At 70.5% G+C, this 15,846-nt stretch carries 16 protein-coding genes; 7 read left to right on the top strand and 9 right to left on the bottom strand.

Annotated elements, in window-relative coordinates:
• Positions 1-18: 18 nt before the first annotated feature.
• Positions 19-465 (bottom strand): MarR family winged helix-turn-helix transcriptional regulator, encoded by a 447-nt coding sequence (locus ABD156_RS32420; RefSeq protein WP_344282581.1) that lies wholly within the window; start codon positions 463-465, stop codon positions 19-21.
• A 56-nt stretch (positions 466-521) separates the two neighbouring features.
• Here ABD156_RS32420 and ABD156_RS32415 point away from each other — a divergent pair, with 56 nt between their 5' ends.
• Positions 522-1,469 carry an amidohydrolase family protein gene (locus ABD156_RS32415; RefSeq protein ID WP_344282578.1) on the top strand — a complete coding sequence of 316 codons (948 nt, stop codon included), beginning with the start codon at positions 522-524 and terminating at the stop codon, positions 1,467-1,469.
• A gap of 57 nt (positions 1,470-1,526) precedes the next feature.
• On the opposite strand, the gene ABD156_RS32410 is transcribed toward ABD156_RS32415, so the two are convergent.
• The 4 genes from ABD156_RS32410 to ABD156_RS32395 all read right to left on the bottom strand — a co-directional run bounded on the left by ABD156_RS32410 (position 1,527) and on the right by ABD156_RS32395 (position 4,070).
• Positions 1,527-2,540 (bottom strand): alpha/beta hydrolase, encoded by a 1,014-nt coding sequence (locus ABD156_RS32410; RefSeq protein ID WP_344282575.1) that lies wholly within the window; start codon positions 2,538-2,540, stop codon positions 1,527-1,529.
• A 4-nt stretch (positions 2,541-2,544) separates the two neighbouring features.
• The gene (locus tag ABD156_RS32405; protein ID WP_344282572.1) at positions 2,545-2,895 is read right to left on the bottom strand and encodes a hypothetical protein; all 351 of its coding nucleotides are present in this window, start codon (positions 2,893-2,895) and stop codon (positions 2,545-2,547) included.
• Between the two features lie 14 nt (positions 2,896-2,909).
• On the bottom strand, positions 2,910-3,410 hold the full coding sequence (locus ABD156_RS32400) for a TetR/AcrR family transcriptional regulator (RefSeq protein ID WP_344282569.1): 501 nt from the start codon (positions 3,408-3,410) through the stop codon (positions 2,910-2,912).
• A 66-nt stretch (positions 3,411-3,476) separates the two neighbouring features.
• Entirely contained in the window at positions 3,477-4,070 is a 594-nt protein-coding gene (locus ABD156_RS32395; protein WP_344282566.1) for a TetR/AcrR family transcriptional regulator, read from the bottom strand.
• 58 nt (positions 4,071-4,128) lie between these two features.
• Between ABD156_RS32395 and ABD156_RS32390 the strand changes: the two genes are divergently transcribed.
• Entirely contained in the window at positions 4,129-5,004 is an 876-nt protein-coding gene (locus ABD156_RS32390; protein ID WP_344282898.1) for an SDR family oxidoreductase, read from the top strand.
• On the opposite strand, the gene ABD156_RS32385 is transcribed toward ABD156_RS32390, so the two are convergent.
• Positions 5,001-5,366, bottom strand: a complete 366-nt coding sequence (locus tag ABD156_RS32385) for an ArsR/SmtB family transcription factor (protein ID WP_344282563.1) — start codon at positions 5,364-5,366, stop codon at positions 5,001-5,003. The genes ABD156_RS32390 and ABD156_RS32385 overlap by 4 nt on opposite strands.
• A gap of 87 nt (positions 5,367-5,453) precedes the next feature.
• On the opposite strand from ABD156_RS32385, the gene ABD156_RS32380 reads away from it, so the two are divergent.
• A complete protein-coding gene (locus tag ABD156_RS32380) occupies positions 5,454-6,632 on the top strand; it encodes an MFS transporter (RefSeq protein WP_344282560.1) in 1,179 nt (392 codons plus the stop codon).
• A 3-nt stretch (positions 6,633-6,635) separates the two neighbouring features.
• On the opposite strand, the gene ABD156_RS32375 is transcribed toward ABD156_RS32380, so the two are convergent.
• Positions 6,636-7,187: a YciI family protein gene (locus tag ABD156_RS32375; RefSeq protein WP_344282557.1), complete on the bottom strand. Its 552-nt coding sequence runs from the start codon at positions 7,185-7,187 to the stop codon at positions 6,636-6,638.
• Positions 7,188-7,272: 85 nt separating this feature from the next.
• Between ABD156_RS32375 and ABD156_RS32370 the strand changes: the two genes are divergently transcribed.
• Positions 7,273-8,052 (top strand): dioxygenase family protein, encoded by a 780-nt coding sequence (locus tag ABD156_RS32370; RefSeq protein ID WP_344282554.1) that lies wholly within the window; start codon positions 7,273-7,275, stop codon positions 8,050-8,052.
• An 84-nt stretch (positions 8,053-8,136) separates the two neighbouring features.
• Here the strand turns inward: ABD156_RS32370 and ABD156_RS32365 are convergent, their stop codons facing one another.
• Both ABD156_RS32365 and ABD156_RS32360 read right to left on the bottom strand, forming a co-directional pair.
• Positions 8,137-11,274, bottom strand: a complete 3,138-nt coding sequence (locus ABD156_RS32365) for a PE-PGRS family protein (protein WP_344282551.1) — start codon at positions 11,272-11,274, stop codon at positions 8,137-8,139.
• A gap of 192 nt (positions 11,275-11,466) precedes the next feature.
• A complete protein-coding gene (locus ABD156_RS32360; RefSeq protein ID WP_344282548.1) occupies positions 11,467-12,501 on the bottom strand; it encodes a hypothetical protein in 1,035 nt (344 codons plus the stop codon).
• Positions 12,502-12,799: 298 nt separating this feature from the next.
• Here ABD156_RS32360 and ABD156_RS32355 point away from each other — a divergent pair, with 298 nt between their 5' ends.
• Genes ABD156_RS32355 through ABD156_RS32345 form a run of 3 tightly spaced genes read left to right on the top strand, consistent with a single transcriptional unit; the run spans position 12,800 to position 15,839 of the window.
• Positions 12,800-14,053 (top strand): AI-2E family transporter, encoded by a 1,254-nt coding sequence (locus ABD156_RS32355; protein WP_344282545.1) that lies wholly within the window; start codon positions 12,800-12,802, stop codon positions 14,051-14,053.
• Entirely contained in the window at positions 14,050-15,186 is a 1,137-nt protein-coding gene (macS, locus tag ABD156_RS32350; RefSeq protein WP_344282542.1) for a MacS family sensor histidine kinase, read from the top strand. Before ABD156_RS32355 ends, macS begins: the two co-directional genes overlap by 4 nt.
• Positions 15,183-15,839 carry a response regulator gene (locus ABD156_RS32345; protein WP_344282540.1) on the top strand — a complete coding sequence of 219 codons (657 nt, stop codon included), beginning with the start codon at positions 15,183-15,185 and terminating at the stop codon, positions 15,837-15,839. The genes macS and ABD156_RS32345 overlap by 4 nt, the downstream gene beginning before the upstream one ends.
• The last annotated feature ends 7 nt before the right edge of the window (positions 15,840-15,846 follow it).

The following is a 15,846-nucleotide window of genomic DNA, read 5'->3' as shown; positions in this document are numbered from 1 at the left end:
GTCAGAACCGAAGACAATTCACTGCTCGGACGAGTCCGGCGCGCCGTCTCGGAGGAAGGCGTGCAGGGTGTCGAGCAGTTCCGTGACGCGGTCGGGTCCGATGGCATCGAATCGGCGTTGCAGTTCCGGTCGAATGCGCCGCGCGATGAGGCCGACGATCCGGCGTCCCTCGTCGGTCAGGCTGACCGTGAGTCGTCGCGCGTCGGCTGTGGTGCTGATGCGCTGCAGCAGGCCGGCGCGAACGAGGCGAGTGATGGTGCGGCTGGTCGCGCTCGGGTGAGTGCTCAGCTGCCGCGTCAGCTCCGCGGGTGACACCGCTCCGCGGGAAGCGGCACGCAGCACCATGAACTCGCTCACGTCCAGCTCCGCGATCCCGGCAATGTGCTGCCGGGCGTCATCGACGAGCAGCCGATTCACCCGGTACAGCACCTCCACGAAATCGAGTACCGCACTGTCCGCTTCCATCGGCGTACAGTAGCAGCTGTCAATAGTTGACAGATGCAAAGCACTGGAGGATTGCCGTGCAGCGGTTCGATGTGCACGCACATGCGGTCGCGCCGGGAACGGATGTCGCGTCCTTCCCCGCGGCCCAGGCGCTGATGAAGCGTGAAGGGTTCGCCGGCAGCATTCCGGGCGCCGGCTGGAGCGTCGACGGAGCACTGCGGTTCATGGACGAGCAGGGCATCGCGTTGCAACTGCTGTCGATGCCCGGCGCGCTGGACGCGGAGCAGGCGAGGACGTGGAACGAACAAACCGCCGGCATCGTGGCCGCGCATCCGGACCGGTTCGGGCTGCTGGCGGCACTGCCCATGGCAGATCCCGACCGCGCCATAGAAGAGATCCGCTACGCGACCGATCAGCTGCACGCCGACGGGTTCGTCCTCGCCACCAACTACGACGGCGTGTACTTCGGCGACGCCCGTTTCGAGGCAGCCTTCGCGGAGCTTGACCGGCATCGGCTGCCGGTTTTTGTGCATCCAGTGTTGCCACCGGCGTTCGACCGGCTGGGCCTCGGCCGACCGGGACCGCTGATCGAATACCCGATGGACACGGCCCGCACGATCGTCGACGCGATCTTCGCCGGAGTGTTGCTGCGGCACCGGAATCTCCGCCTCGTCCTCGCCCACGCCGGGGGCGTACTCCCCGCGCTGCAGGACCGCATCGCCCTCGCCGGACCCGAGCCGTGGGTCGCGAACCCGTTGGGGCTGACCTCGCAGCAGCTGACCGAGCAGCTCCGCGGCCTCTATCTGGACACCGCGATCGGGGGCGGCCCCGCCGGCATCGTTCCCGCCGTCCAGATGGTCGGCATAGACCACCTCGTTTTCGGCACGGACTACCCGCCGGCGGGGACCGACATCATCACCGCCACGTCGAAGAATCTCCGGAACACCCTCGACCGCGCTGGACAGCAGCAGCTGGAGGCAGCCTTCGCCCGCCTGTTCCCGGCCGCGGCCACACGCGCCGGGTAGGACCGATGACCTGAGTTGGCAGGAATGAGAAGCCCTCGCGGAAGCTGTCGGCCTGCTTCAGCGTCGCGCGAACCGGTGCAGGGAGTCGAGCGCTGCCGGGGCGAGAGCGCTCGGGTGGTCGGCGTCGTGCAGCAGGTGGTCCACTCCCGACAGCGGCACCCGGCCCGGTCCGCTGACGTGCGCGCGGCGTAGCGCGGCGGTCAAGGCATCCGTTGTGGCGCAAGGGACTTGGGTGTCGTTCGTGCCGCAGGTCAGCAGCACCCGGGTCCCTGGTCGCAGGGCCGCCGCGGTGTCTGGCGGGTAGACGGCGTCGTCGCTGTCCACGAAGCGGCTGTTCTGCCCTTGGAAGGCCTTGAAAAGCTGTGCGACGGCGGGTGGCAAACCGGTGGCGTCGACCGGTCGGTGTTCGCGCAGCGCGGTGACGGCGGCGTCGATCGCCGCGTCGATCGTGTGCTGCTGCTCCGGGGTGAGCTGGCCTTGCCGGGCCGCCTCGGCGATCTGGGCGTGCAGTTGCAGCGCGACCAGGTCCAGCAGGCGGATCGCCTGCGGTTGCAGCAAGGCCAGGCCAGTCGGGCGCGGGCGGGCGGTGCCGCCGAGCAGCAGCGCGGTCATCGCGCCCTCGCTGTGCCCGACGACGGTCAGCGCGTACGGGTTGGTCTCCGGCTGGTCGCGCAACGACTCGTAGGCGGCCTTCGCCTGGCGGACGAACGCCGGATAGTCGAGTTTCTCCGGGTGGTCGCGATAAGCGCCGAGCCCGGTGCGGCCGGTGCCGTACTTGTCGAATCGCAACGTGGCGACCCGGTCGTCGCCCAGCGCGCCGGCCACCTGCGCAAGGGTGTTCGGGGACGTGTGGGCTTGGTTGCCGTCGCGGTCGGTGGGCCCGCTGCCGGGCAGCAGCAGCGCGGCTCGCAACCGGTGCCCGGCGCGATGCGCGGGAACATGCAGGGTGCCGTAGGTCGTGGTCCCGTCGACGGTGAAAACGATTTCGCGGTCGGCGGCGGGTACGAGGCCGACCGGCGCGGCGGTCACGCCCGTCAATGCCAGCGCGGCCGCGGCGAGATAGGAGAACATCGGCTCACCGCCGGGCGTTCTCGACCAGCGCGACCGTCGCCCGGGGGTCGTCGACCTGGACGACCAGCCGGGCGTAGCGCTCGTCGGCGAGTTCGAGCACGACGGCCTTCGCCGGATCTTTGACGTCCCAGAAGACCTTTTCGCCGTCGAGGTGGAACGTGCCCGCGGTGATCACGCCGGGCACGTGGGCGCCCGGCGCGCGGATTCCCTTGGGGTCGGCGGCGATGCCGGGGTCCGCGGTCGCGCCGCGGACGTGGGCCAGCGGGATGGTCAGGCTGCTCTTGAAGGCCCAGAGCTTGTCGAGACCCTCGATCACGACGACGAGGTTGTCGCCGTCGATGGAGACCAGTGCCATGTCTGTTTTCCTTGTCAGTTAAGCGGATCGAGTCGTTGAGTCAGCGCGGCGCCGGCCCCGTCGGGATTGCCGCGCAGGCGCAGGCCCAGCGCCGCGGCCGTGAGCGCGGCGGCCAAGGCGGCGGAGACGCCGAGCGCGTCGGAGATCGCCTGGTCAAGCGAGGCAAACGCGGTACTCACCTCGGCAGCCACTTCCTCGTCGGAGGACGCCCGTTCGACCGCCGCGAGCAGCAGCAGACCGAGGTCGGCCGAGGCGACCAGACGGAGCACGGTCGCGGAGTCCTTGGCCGCGGCGAGCGCTTCGGCCAAGGGGCGGACGTCGTCGGCGAGGTGGCGGCGCAGGGCGACCAGGTACAGGCCGCGCTTGCTGCCGAAAGTCTTGTAGAGGCTGTTGCGGTGCACACCGAGGTGGGTGACGAGATCGTCGACAGACACCCCGTCGTACGCGCGGCCACCGAACAACTCCACCGCCGCGCGCACTACTTCGTCCTCGTCGAACGCCCTTCGCCTGCCCATGGCTCCACCATAGGATTTTGGGGAACGATCAGTCAAGAACAATCGTTCCTCAAAAATCAGGGAAGGTCAGCTCGACTGGGCCTGCCGATCGATCATCGACACCAGGGCCGAGACGAGTTCCTCTGCCGTGACCTGCCACTTCTCCGCGGACAGATGGCCGTTGACCGCCATGTCCGTGATCCCGTGCGCGCTGGTCAACAGCAGCGCGGCGAATCGCCGGACGTGCTCGGGCCCGACCAGATCGCCGACTATCGCGAGAAACTCGCCCATCGCCCGGTCACCCGCCTGCTCCGCCGCTTCGATCGCGGCCGAATCGCCGGCCGGCGCGGCGAACATCAGCCGGTACAGGTGCGGCTGGCCGCGGCCGATCGCCATCAGCGCGGCCAGGCCGCGATGCAACGTCTCGGCCGCGGGCACCCGCGAATCGGCGCGCACCGCGCGCACCTGGTCCGCGAGCCGGTTCAACGCTTCGGCCGCGATGGTGGTCAGCAGGCTGTCCTTGTCCGGGAAGTGCCGGTACGGCGCGCCGCGGCTGACCCCCGCCCGCGCCCCGACCTCGCGCAACGTCACCGCTTCCGGACCGCCGCTGTCCAGCAGGCCAGCGGCCGCGTCCAGCAGGGCCCGACGTGTCGCGGCAGCGGATTCCGCACGGGTGACCATGCCGTTCAGCATACAGTTGACAGCGTCATCTGAGCTTCCTACCCTCGTTAAGGTGACAATGTCATCTGAGTCATCTGAAGGCTGTGCGGTCGTCACCGGAGCCTCGACCGGGATCGGCGCGGCGACCGCCCGCGAACTGGCCCGCCGGGGGTTCCGCGTGCTCGCCGGAGTCCGCCGCGAGCGCGACGCGGACGCAGTGCGCGCCGACGGCATCGAACCGCTCATCCTCGACATCGCCGAGCCGGACCACATCGCCGCACTCGCCGCCCGCGTCGAGCAGCAGGCAGGTCCGCTTCGGGCGCTGGTGAACAACGCCGCGATCCAGATCAACGCACCCGTCGAAGCCCTGCCGCTGAGCGAATGGCGACGGCAGTTCGAGGTCAATCTCTTCGGTCACGTCGCCGTCACCCAGGCACTGCTGCCCGCCCTGCTGCGCCACTCCGGCCGGGTGATCAACATCAGCTCCGTCGGCGGCCGGGTCGCCTTGCCCGCCTACGGTCCCTACGCGGGCACGAAGTTCGCTCTCGAAGCGGTCAGCGATTCGCTGCGCCGGGAAGTGGCTCCGCTCGGCGTGCGAGTAGTCGTCGTCGAACCCGGCGCGGTCCGCACGCAGATGCCGGACCGGGTCATCGCCGCCACCAACCAGCAGGCCAGCGCGATGTCCCCGGAACAGCGCGAGCGCTACGGAGGGCTCCTCGAAGCGGTCAACACGCATGCCGCCGCGCACCTGCCCAACGGCAGACCCGCGGAGGACGCGGCCCGGGTGATCGCGAAGGCGGCGACTGCCCGGAAACCACGCACCCGCTACACCGTTGGCCGGGATGCGGCACTGATCACCCGTCTGTCGCGGATCGTGCCGGACCGGATGCTCGACCGGATCCTCGCGGCCAACCTCCGCCCGCACTATCCGAAGCCCGCCACGGCACTGCGCTAAGAAGCGGGCTGCCACTCCGCGACCAGGTCCAGCAGCCCGGGGAAGCGCGCGTTGAGATCCTCCGTGCGCACCCGGCTGCGGCGTTCCAGCCCGTATTGCCGCTGACGCAGGACGCCTGCCTCTCGCAAGGCTTTGAAGTGGTGCGTCAGCGACGACTTCGGGCGGTCGAAGCCGAACCAGCCGCACGGATGGTCGTAAGCCTCGCGTTCCAGCAGCAGTTTCCGCACGATCGTCAGCCGCAGGGGGTCGCTCAGGGCGGCTAGGACGGTTTCCAGGCGCAGGTCTTCCCGGGCCGGTTCGGGGAGGGGCGACGGGAGTTCGGCGGGCGGGGTGTCCGGGTCGGTCACCGAAGGCGAGGGCATGCCCACAGTCAACCACTCCAGTACGAGATTAGTCGAACTACTGCTAGGTTCGACTCATAGTTCGACTTATTTCGTACTGGAGGATCCATGGCCGTCGTCGCGCCCTCGCGGGCTGGTAGTCCTTGGCTTGCCGCGTGGCCGGTCACCGCGGTGTTCGTGCTTTCCAATGCGCCGACCCCGCTGTATGTGCTGTGGCAGCACCGGCTCGGGTTCTCCGCCGGCACCCTCACGGTGATCTTCGCGGCCTACATCGCCGGACTGCTGGCCGCGCTGCTCGTCGCGGGGCGTGCGTCGGATCGGCTTGGGCGGAAACCTGTTGTGCTGCCGGGGGTTTTGCTCGCGCTCGTTGCTTGCGGGCTGTTCGCCGTCGCGACGTCGGTGCTCGCGTTGGCGATCGCTCGGTTGCTGGCGGGGATCGCGGTCGGCATCACGGTGTCGGCGGGGATGGCGGCGGTCGTTGACGTCGGCGGGCCCGAACGTGCGAAGACCTCGACGCTCGCGGCGTCTACCGCGATGGTCTTCGGGGCCGGGCTTGGGCCGTTGCTTGCCGGGGCGCTGTCGGAGACTCTGCCCGGGCCGACGGTGACGATCTTCGCGGTTTCGGCGGTGCTGCTGCTCAGCGCGGTCGTCGTGGTTATTCGGCTGCCGCTGCGGCGTCCGGCCGATTCCGGTGCGGGCGGTTGGGTGCGGGTTCCCGCGGTGCCGCGAGCGCAACGCAGGTATGTCGCGCTCGGGATCGCGGTTTTCGCGCCGGGGATCACCTCGACGTCGTTCGTGCTTTCCCTCGGACCGGCGTTGCTGGCCAACGTGCTCGGTACCAGCAATCGCCTGCTCGCCGGGGCGACCGCGTTCGTCATGTTCGGTGCGGCGACTGCGGTTCAGTTCGCGGCGAGGCGGCTCGAGGTGCGCGCCATCCTGCTCGCCGGCGCGGCGGCGGGGGTCGCCTGCATGGCGGCGTTGCTGGTCGCCGTGCACGCGCAGTGGATCGCGGCCATCGTCGTGACCGCGGTGCTGGCTGGAGCCGCGCAGGGACTCGGCCAGCTCGGCGGGCTGACGCTGATCAGCACCCACGTGCCTGAGCGCAGGCGCGCCGAGGCCAACGCCTTGCTCAACTTCGGCGGCTACCTTCCGGCGGCGCTGCTGCCCGTCGGCACCGGGTACCTCAGTGACGCCCTCGGAATCGCTGCTGGGTCAACGGTTTTCGCCGCGCTTCTCGCACTCGCCGCGCTCACGGCCGCCGGATTCGTATGGCGGTCCGCCCACTGAGGGTCAGGGACGGCCGCCCGGTCGCCAGTCGTGCACCTCGATCGCCGCATAGTGCGCGGAGGTAAGGATTCCCCGTGCCGTGTCTACGTCCGCGGCTTGCACCAAAGCCGCGGTGCCGAGCCAGGCAGTGCAGTCGACGGACCACAGCGGGCCGTAGGCGATCAAGGACTCCGTGGCGGACGGTTCGAGGTCGACGGCGGCGCCGGAACCCAAGCCCAGCACCAAATACAGGTTCGCCGCCTCCGGATCGCCGGGGAACTCCCACATCGTGCGGCCGAGGGCGTTGTCCCAGCGGCGAATCAGGACGTCCCGGTAGGCGCCGGCCTGGTAATTCGGTTCCGCGAAAGCGAATTCGCGGACGGCGGCGGCGTCCGGGAGGTCGACGATGTGCACGCTGCCGGTCGGAATTTCGCCGTCCAGCGTCGGGCCGCGGGCGATCAGCTCGAAACCGTCCATATAGGACCAATGTTCTTCGATCAGCTCGGCGCGCAACGCGGCGGAGCCGGGGCGGTCGCGGTGGTAGCAGAAGAACTTCACCAGGAGAGTCTGCCGCATCCGGCAGACCGCCGAGGACGAATTCGCCAAGTCCGCGAACCAGGCGTACGGTAGTAGTTGAACTTTCAAACACTCGGAGGCAGTCATGGCGAACCGCACGCCGGTCCTGTACCTGAGCCACGGTGCGCCGCCGCTCGCCGACGACGCGACGTGGACCCGGCAGCTCGCCCAGTGGTCCGCCGACCTCGCGAAACCTCGCGCGATCCTGGTCGTTTCGGCGCACTGGGAGGAAGCTCCGCTGACGCTCGGGGCGACCACGACAGTCCCGCTCGTCTACGACTTCTGGGGCTTCCCCGAGCGCTACTACCAGGTCAAATACGCCGCGCCAGGTGCTCCGGAGCTGGCCGCGCAGGTGCGCAAGCTGCTGCATTCGACCGAAACCCCGGTGCACGACGCCCCGGACCGCGGCCTCGACCACGGCGCCTACGTCCCGCTGGTGGAGATGTTCCCCGACGCCGACGTCCCGGTGCTGCAGATTTCCATGCCCTCCCTCGACCCGCGAGCGCTCTACGACCTCGGCCGCAAGCTCGCGCCGCTGCGCGACGAGGGCGTGCTGATCATCGGCAGCGGATTCTTCACCCACAACCTCCGCGCGATGCAGGAGGTCAACGGCAGCAACGGAACCCCGCCGGGATGGTCCGCGGAATTCGACCACTGGGGCGAGGAGGTGCTGCGCGACCGCGACCTCGACGCGTTGCTCGACTTCCAGCACAAGGCCCCCGCCGCCGCCATGGCGCACCCGCGGATCGAGCACTTCGCGCCGCTGTTCGTGTCGCTCGGCGCCAGCTCGGCCGAGGGCGAAGGCCGCACGGTGATCGACGGTTTCTGGCACGGCCTGGCGAAGCGGTCGCTCGAATTCTCCTGACCCAGCACACAAAAAACGGGCCCGGAAGCACGTGGCTTCCGGGCCCGCCCGGGGTTATCCCCGGCTCGCTTCAGGCGAAGCGGTTCACTTCTTGAAGATGCCGGTCACCTTCGCGGCCAGCTTCTGGAACGCACCCAGCGGGCCGGTCGCGTCACCGATCGCCGGCACGGCCGGAGCGGTCGGCATCGTGGTCGGCAGCGTCGTCGGGGCGCCCGGAACGGCGGGCACCGCGGCGAAGGCGGGCAGCTGGCCCAGCGTCGGCAGCGAGGTCTTCACCGGCAGCTGAGCGGGAACGGCCGGAACATCCGCGCGCTCGGCGCCCGCACCCGGCAGAGCCGGAACGCCCGGCAGAGCCGGGACCGCGGGAGCCGACGGCAGGTGGATGCCGTTCTGCAGCCCGGAAACCGAAGGCAGCGCCGAAGCACCCTTCAGCTGGTTGAGCTGGTTCAGCGCGGACAGTCCGCTGACCTGCGGCACGTCAGCACGCTGGGCGCCCGGCAGGGCCGGGGCGGGCAGCGTGGTGGCGGTGGGCAGGCTGCCCAGGCCCGGCAGGGAAGGCACAGCCGGAGCCGACGGCAGCGACGGCGCGGCCGAGGAACCGCCCGGCAGACCCGGCACGGCGGGCATCGCGGGGAGCTCGCCGGCGCCCATCTCGCCGCCGATCGGCACGTCGATGGCAGGCGGCTCTTCGACGTCGGTCGAGTTGGGGGCCTCGGCGGTGGCCACGCCGAGCACCTCCAGCGGCACGCCGAAGACCTGCACCAGCGCACCCAGCGGGTGGTAGAAGTCGAAGCCGGAGAGGGCTTCGCCGGTGCCGTCGGTGCTGGTGGCGTCGTTGCCGTCGGTCACGTCGGTGACGTTGTCGCCGACCCCGTGCGCCACGCCGCCCACGGCGACCCCGTCGCCGAAGACCTGCGCCACAGCCGGGACCGGGAGGTCCAGGATGTCGCCCGAGATCGAGCCCTCGGTGCCCGAGGTGGTGTCCTTGCCCGCGTCGGTGGACACGGTGTTGTTCATGGCGTCGCCCGAGGACACGCCCGCCGCGGAGACCGCGTCGCCGAAGACCTGCGCGACCGGTTCGGCGTCCGCGCCGACGATGTCGCCCGCGACCGCGCCGCCGTCGCCGTCGGTGAGGGCGTCGCCGCCCGCCGTCGAGGTGACGTCGTTGGTGGCGGTGCCGTGGCCGATCGCACCCCCGGCGACCCCGTCGCCGAAGATCGAGCCGGCGCCGGCGATCGGAGCCTTGACGATGTTGCCGGCGAGCGCGCCGTCCTTGCCGTCGGCGCTGGCGTTGCCGCCCGCCTTCGAGTCGGTCAGGTTGTCCGACATGCCGGTGCCGATGCCGGCGACCGAGCCGCCGACGCCGTGGCCCTGGACCGGCAGCGAAACCGGGGCCTCGACGAGGTTGCCCGCGCCCGCGCCCTGCGCGCCGGTCGCGTGCACGTCGTTGCCCGCTGTGGAGGTGGTGTCGTTGCTGGACTTGCCGTGGCCCTGGCCGACGAACGAGCCGCCGATGCCGAACAGCTGCACCGGGGTGGACAGCGGCGCGGTGGCGAGGTTCGAGCTGAGGAAGCCGTTGTCGTCAGCGGTGTTGCCGCCGCCGCCCGCCTTCACGACCTTGGTCTCGGAGCCGTCGGCCGAGCCCTGCCCGATGAACGAGCCGCCCACGCCGAAGACCTCGGCCGGCGCGGCCACCGGGACCTGCACGATGTTGCCCGAGCCCGACGAGTCGTTGCCCTGGCTGCCGTCGTAGTTGCCCGCGGTGACGGTCTTGGTCTCGGTCGAGGTGCCCGAGGCGTTGCCGATGTGGCTGCCGCCGATGCCGTGCACCTCGGGGGCGCCCGCCACCTGGGTGTTGACGATGTTGCCGGTCAGCGTCGAGCCGTTGCCGCGGGTGTAGCTGCCGTCGCCGGACGTCGCGGTGGTGGTGTTGTCGCAGTTGGCGACCGCGCGGCCGATGTAGGTGCCGCCGACGCCGCACGCCTCGACCGGGAGCGCCACTGCCGGGTCGACCACGTTGGCCGAGCCGGCGGCGTCGTTGCCGCTCGTCTTCACGAAGCCGCCGGAGGTGGCGGTGGTCTCGTGGCTGGAGGACGAGGCCTGGCGGTCGAGCGCCTGGCCGGTGGTGGCGTTGCCGATCCACGAACCGGCGACCGACGCGACGTTCGCGACCGGGCTGGCCTGCGCGGCGGCGGCGTTGCCGGACAGGAACGACTGGTCCCCGTCGGTCTCGAGGTAGGTCGGGGTGCCGTTCAGGCTGCCCGGACGGGTGTCGCCCGCCTTGGCGTCGGCCGAGGAGCTGGAGGTGGAGTCGGCGTCCGAACCCCACACGCCGCCGGCGTTGCCGTTGAACTTGACCGGCAGCGCGATCGGCGCGCCGACCACGTTGCCGCTGCCCGCGGCGCCCTTGCCGTTGGACTTCATCGAACCGCCGGAGGTGGCGGTGGTGTCGGCGTTGTACCCGCCGCTGTAGGCGTTGCCGAGGATCCAGGACGCGGCGTTGCCGGTCACCTGGACCGGGGTCGCGAACTGGCCGCCGACGACGTTGCCGGACAGGCCGGAGCCCTTGCCGGTGGTGTCGACGTTGCCGGTCTCGGTGGTGCTCTGGTGCGCCGAACCGCCGTGCACCGCGCCGCTGCCGCCGGCCAGGCCGACGCCGTTGCCCGCGATCTGCACCGGGAGCGCGTAGTCGAGCGCCACTACGTTGCCCGCGATGCCGGAGTACTTGCCGTCGGTCGCGACGTCCTGGTTGTGGTTGTAGGTCTGGCTGTGGTCGCCGCCCTGCACGTGCGCGTCGCCGATGACGCCCACCGCGTTGTCCACGATCTGGATCGGGACGACCACGTCGCCGTTGACCTTGTTGCCCTTGAACGCGTCGTGGGTCGGCGTGATCTGCCGGGGCGCGTCCGCCTTCGGGAGGCTGTCGGTCAGGCTGCCCGCGGAGCCGCCCGGCGTCTTCGCCGAAGCGAGCGCTCCCTTGACGGCGGAGGTGACGGGCTTGGTGCTGATCTCGTTGTGGTGCGCCGGGAGGTCGACCTGCCCGAGCGGGGTGCCGATCGCGTTGTTGGCCTCGTCGATCGGGACGGTGACGTTGAGATCAAGCGGGGAGGCCGGGGTGTCCGGGTTCACGTTCTCGTCGGCCGAGGCGATGCCGGTGCCCAGCATCAGCAACCCACCCGTGACCAACGCGGTCTGGAGTCCGCGCTTTGCCCAGGTCTGCATGGGATTTTTCTCCTTCATATCGGGGTCCCTTGCGGGTTTGTGGCGGTGCGCCCTGTCTCTCAAGGAATGCACCGGGGAATGCGTGCGCGGAAATTGCGCAGCGCGCGAAAAACCCGCGGGATATCTGTCGATGACGGCGACGGCACACAAAGGTGTCCGTGGGTGCGTCAAAGACCCCGCGGGTGAAGTGGATCAGTCAGGAGTGACGCCGGGCTGCGTGCCCGGGGTGCGCGGCGTGTGCGCGAGGCCGGTGCGGGTCGAACCCGCCACGGCGTTGTCGACGGCGGCGGTGACCCAGGAGGGGACGCCGAAGTTCAGTCCGTCGAGGTGTCCGCCGGGCGCGGTGCTGCCACCGGCCGGGGAGTTCGGGATGGAAAGCGGCGCGGCGGGAAGCTGCGCCGGGGAGAACGGCGCGCCGGGCAGGCCGCGGTCGCCGCCGTGGTGCCGCGAGGGCAGTTCGACGCTCTGCACCGGGTCGACGGACTGCGCGTCCATCGAGGGGAAGACCGACTGCAGTGCGTCGGACGTGGTCATCGCGGCGGCGCCGAGGTTCTGGTCCGCCTCGGCAGGCTGCTCGGGAATGCCGGGCGCGGGCACCTGCTCGGACCCGGGGGCCGGAGCGGAGGGCAGTTTCGGCAGGTCGACCAGGTTCGAGGGAGCGCTCGGGTCGAGCAGGTCCCACAGCTTCCGGCCGAAATCCTGCGCGGCGGGCGGCGGGGTGGTCGCGTCGGCGATCACCTGGCGCGCGTCCTGCGGCTTGCGCGCGATGTGCTCGAGCGAGCCGAGCGTGCGCTCCACCGGCTTGACGACCGCGTGCTGACCGAGATCGCTGACCGCGGTGCTGACCTTTCCGGCGGCCTCCTGGCCGCCGGCGAGATCGTCCCGGTGCGAACCGCCGAGCTGGCCGAGCGAGCAGGTGGGCCGCGACGTGCCTGGTTCAGACCACGTGGTGGCGCCCTGGCCGCACGACGAAAGCCCTTGCGCCGCACCGGTGACGTCGCCCGCGAAACGGGCCGCGCCGTCGGTGACGTCGCCGATTCCGGCGGCCGTCGCGTCGGTGACCGGCGTGACGCTCGCGTCGACCGTGTCCGCCGAAGCGGCGGCGGAGGAGACTGTCCACGCGGCCGCGGTGGCCGCGAGCGCGCCGCCGACGACGAACAACGCACGCGACGCGAGACGACCGAAGCGCGTCGCGCCCCGCCTCTCGTGCACAGCGTCGTTCGTCACAGGTGATTTCTCCTTGAGAGTAAAAAATGATTTCGGTTTTCGAGCGGAACGGCACAGTTCCGCGGTGGTGCAAAACCGAGACAACCAAATTTCCGGCCCGCCGCGCATCCTTGACACGGCTTGATGCCACCATCGTGTGAACAACACAGAGTGTGGCCGGGTCTCACGATGGGTCATCCCCGGAGAAGACGGCGGGTTACTCCCGAGTCGGTTCGCGCGCACCGGCGAAGCGGTGATTCGCACCGGCCGCTGGGCGATCCGCCCGGTTTTCGTCGACAGGGCCGATACGGTTGACCCCGTGAGCCAGCCAGGGCGCGGACAACGCGAACAACCGTCCCTTTCCGAACCAGTCGCCGACGTCACCGGCTTCATCCCGCGCGGCCTTCGCGTGTCCGCCGCGCTGTCGTGGCGGTTCATCGTGGTGATCGCCGCGCTGTACGCGGTGGTGTGGCTGCTGGGCTATCTCGCGTCGGTCGTGGTGCCGGTGTCGATCGCGCTGCTGCTCTCGGCCCTGCTGGCCCCGGCGGTGTCGCGGCTCGTGCAGATCCGCTTCCCGCGCGGGCTCGCCACGGCGATCGTGCTCGTGGCCGGGCTCGCCGTGCTCGGCGGGCTGCTGACGTTCGTGATCACCCAGTTCTCCAGCGGCCTTCCCGAACTGCAGCAGCAATTGACCACGAGCCTCAACCAGATCAAGGACTGGCTCATCAACGGTCCGCTGCACCTGCGCCAGGAGCAGATCCAGGACTTCATCAACCAGGCGATCGGCTTCCTGCAGAACAACCAGGCGTCGATCACCACCACCGCGCTGACCACCGCGGGCACCGTCGGCGAGATCCTCACCGGCTTCGTGCTGACGCTCTTCGTCACGATCTTCTTCCTCGCCGGCGGCGACGGCATCTGGTCGTTCCTGGTGCGCGGCGTGCCGCACCGGGTGCGCTCGCGGGTGGACGTGGCGGGACGGCGCGGGTTCGCGTCGCTGGTCAGCTACATCCGCGCGACGGCCGCGGTGGCCGTGGTCGACGCGGTCGGCATCGGCATCGGGCTGTGGATCGTCGGCGTGCCGCTGGTGATCCCGCTGGCGACGCTGGTGTTCCTCGGCGCGTTCATCCCGATCATCGGCGCGCTGATCACCGGCGGCGTCGCGGTGCTGATCGCGCTCGTGTCCAAGGGCATCATCGGCGCGGTGATCGTGCTGGCCATCGTGATCGGCGTGATGCAGCTGGAAAGCCATGTGCTGCAGCCGCTGCTGCTCGGCCGCGCGGTGCGGTTGCACCCGCTCGCGGTGGTGCTCGCGATCGCCACCGGCCTGGTCGCCGCCGGCATCGCGGGCGCGCTGCTCGCGGTGCCGCTGCTGGCCGTGCTCAACTCCGGCATCCGGTCGCTGCTGCACGAACACGATCCCGATCCGGCGACGGTCGACGCGTTGCACAGCAAGGCCGCATACCCGAACGACGCCCCGGACAGCGACGGCGGCAAGAAGCCGGGCAAGTCCAGCAAGTCCAGCAAGGACAAGAAAGACGAGGACGCCGGCTCCGGCGAAGACGAGAAGTGAGCATTCGTTCCATCCGGGATCCGGCGGCACCGCTGTGGCGCGGTGTCGTGGTGCTGCGCGTCGTCACGTGGTTGTTCGCGCTGGCCGTGGCGATCGTGCACCACCCGGGCTTCCAGCGGCCGTGGCTGGCGTGGCTCGTCATCGGAGTGATGGCCGTGTGGTCTGTCGTTTCGAGTCTGGCGTACATGCGCGAGAACGGACGGCGCCGCTGGCTGGTGATCTTCGACCTCGTACTCACCACAGCGCTCCTGCTCACGTCGCCGTGGATCCTGTCGGACGCGCAGTTCGCCAACGCGACGACGCCGTTGATCACCACGGTCTGGGCAGCGGTAGCGCCGATCGCGGTGGCAACGCGCTTCGGCGCGCGCTGCGGCGTAATGGCAGGTCTCGTCGTGGCAGTGAGTACTGGTGTCGCACGCGCGAACGTCGACATCGATGTCCTCCGTGACGGCGTGCTGTTGTGCGCGAGCGGCCTCCTTGTCGGTATGGCGGCGACGCTCGCGCGCAGCTCCGCCGAAACACTCGCGCGCGCACTTCGCGCCGAAGCAGCGACGGCCGAGCGTGAGCGGCTTGCGCGCTCGATTCACGACGGCGTGCTTCAGGTCCTCGCGCGCGTACGGCGGCGCGGTCTCGAAGTAGGCGGCGAAGCAGCGGAGCTGGCACAGCTCGCGGGGGAGCAGGAGATCGCGTTGCGCGCGCTGGTGACCAGCGAACCGACGCGGTCCGGCGACACCGCGGACCTCCGCTCGGCGCTGCAACTGCTGGCGACCACGTCGGTGCAGGTGTCGACGCCGGCCGGCACGGTGGACCTTCCCGGGCACGTGACCGAGGAACTCGTCGCGATCACCCGCGAAGCGCTGGCCAACGTGGAGAAACACGCTGGTCCGGGCGCGCACGCCTGGGTGCTGCTGGAAGACCTCGGCGGCGAGGTCGTGGTGAGCGTCCGCGACGACGGGCCGGGGATCGAGCGCGGCAGGCTGGAACGGGCGGCGGCCGAGGGCAGGCTCGGCGTAGTGAAGTCGATTCGCGGCCGGGTGGCCGACCTGGGCGGGACCGCGACGCTGGACAGCGCTCCCGGCCGGGGCACGGAGTGGGAAGTGCGGGTGCCAGCCACGATGAGGGACGGACGATGACGGAACGGACGATCTCGGTGATGGTGGTCGACGACCACCCGATGTGGCGCGACGGCGTGGCCCGCGACCTCAGCGAGAACGGGTTCGAGGTGGCCGCGACCGCCCCGGACGCCCCGGCGGCGATCCGGATCGCCCGCGCGGTGCGGCCGGACGTGGTGCTGATGGACCTGAACCTCGGCGGCACGTCCGGCGTCGAAGCGACCCGCGAGATCACCGCGGCGGCGCCGGACACGCGCGTGCTGGTGCTCTCGGCCAGCGGCGAGCACAGGGACGTGCTGGAAGCGGTGAAGGCGGGCGCGTCCGGTTACCTGGTGAAATCGGCGTCCGCGGCGGAGCTGGTGGACGCGGTGCGCCGCACCGCCGACGGCGACCCGGTGTTCACCGCCGGGCTGGCGGGCCTGGTGCTCGGGGAGTACCGGCGGATGGCCGACGTTCCGGACGGCGCGCCGGAACCGCCGCGGCTCACCGATCGGGAGACCGACGTGCTCCGGCTGGTCGCGAAGGGGCTGACCGCGCGGCAGATCGCGGAACGACTGGTCCTGTCGCACCGGACGGTGGAGAACCACGTGCAGTCGACGTTGCGGAAGCTCCAGCTGCACAACCGGGTCGAGCTGGCGCGGTACGCGATCGAGCACGGGCTGGACGAGGACTGACCTCACA

The organism is Amycolatopsis albidoflavus (genome assembly GCF_039525725.1).
GTDB lineage: Bacteria > Actinomycetota > Actinomycetes > Mycobacteriales > Pseudonocardiaceae > Amycolatopsis > Amycolatopsis albidoflava.
This window is presented reverse-complemented; position numbering and strand designations above follow the sequence as displayed.

What these genes read in the sequence shown, in the direction of transcription:
- ABD156_RS32390 (WP_344282898.1), top strand. Translation starts at nt 4,129, where the DNA reads ATGTCATCTGAGTCATCTGAAGGCTGTGCGGTCGTCACCGGAGCCTCG.
- ABD156_RS32380 (WP_344282560.1), top strand. Translation starts at nt 5,454, where the DNA reads ATGGCCGTCGTCGCGCCCTCGCGGGCTGGTAGTCCTTGGCTTGCCGCG.
- ABD156_RS32370 (WP_344282554.1), top strand. Translation starts at nt 7,273, where the DNA reads ATGGCGAACCGCACGCCGGTCCTGTACCTGAGCCACGGTGCGCCGCCG.
- ABD156_RS32365 (WP_344282551.1), bottom strand. Translation starts at nt 11,274, where the DNA reads ATGCAGACCTGGGCAAAGCGCGGACTCCAGACCGCGTTGGTCACGGGT.
- ABD156_RS32405 (WP_344282572.1), bottom strand. Translation starts at nt 2,895, where the DNA reads ATGGCACTGGTCTCCATCGACGGCGACAACCTCGTCGTCGTGATCGAG.
- ABD156_RS32400 (WP_344282569.1), bottom strand. Translation starts at nt 3,410, where the DNA reads ATGGGCAGGCGAAGGGCGTTCGACGAGGACGAAGTAGTGCGCGCGGCG.
- ABD156_RS32385 (WP_344282563.1), bottom strand. Translation starts at nt 5,366, where the DNA reads ATGCCCTCGCCTTCGGTGACCGACCCGGACACCCCGCCCGCCGAACTC.
- ABD156_RS32410 (WP_344282575.1), bottom strand. Translation starts at nt 2,540, where the DNA reads ATGTTCTCCTATCTCGCCGCGGCCGCGCTGGCATTGACGGGCGTGACC.
- ABD156_RS32420 (WP_344282581.1), bottom strand. Translation starts at nt 465, where the DNA reads ATGGAAGCGGACAGTGCGGTACTCGATTTCGTGGAGGTGCTGTACCGG.
- ABD156_RS32345 (WP_344282540.1), top strand. Translation starts at nt 15,183, where the DNA reads ATGACGGAACGGACGATCTCGGTGATGGTGGTCGACGACCACCCGATG.
- ABD156_RS32395 (WP_344282566.1), bottom strand. Translation starts at nt 4,070, where the DNA reads ATGGTCACCCGTGCGGAATCCGCTGCCGCGACACGTCGGGCCCTGCTG.
- ABD156_RS32375 (WP_344282557.1), bottom strand. Translation starts at nt 7,187, where the DNA reads ATGCGGCAGACTCTCCTGGTGAAGTTCTTCTGCTACCACCGCGACCGC.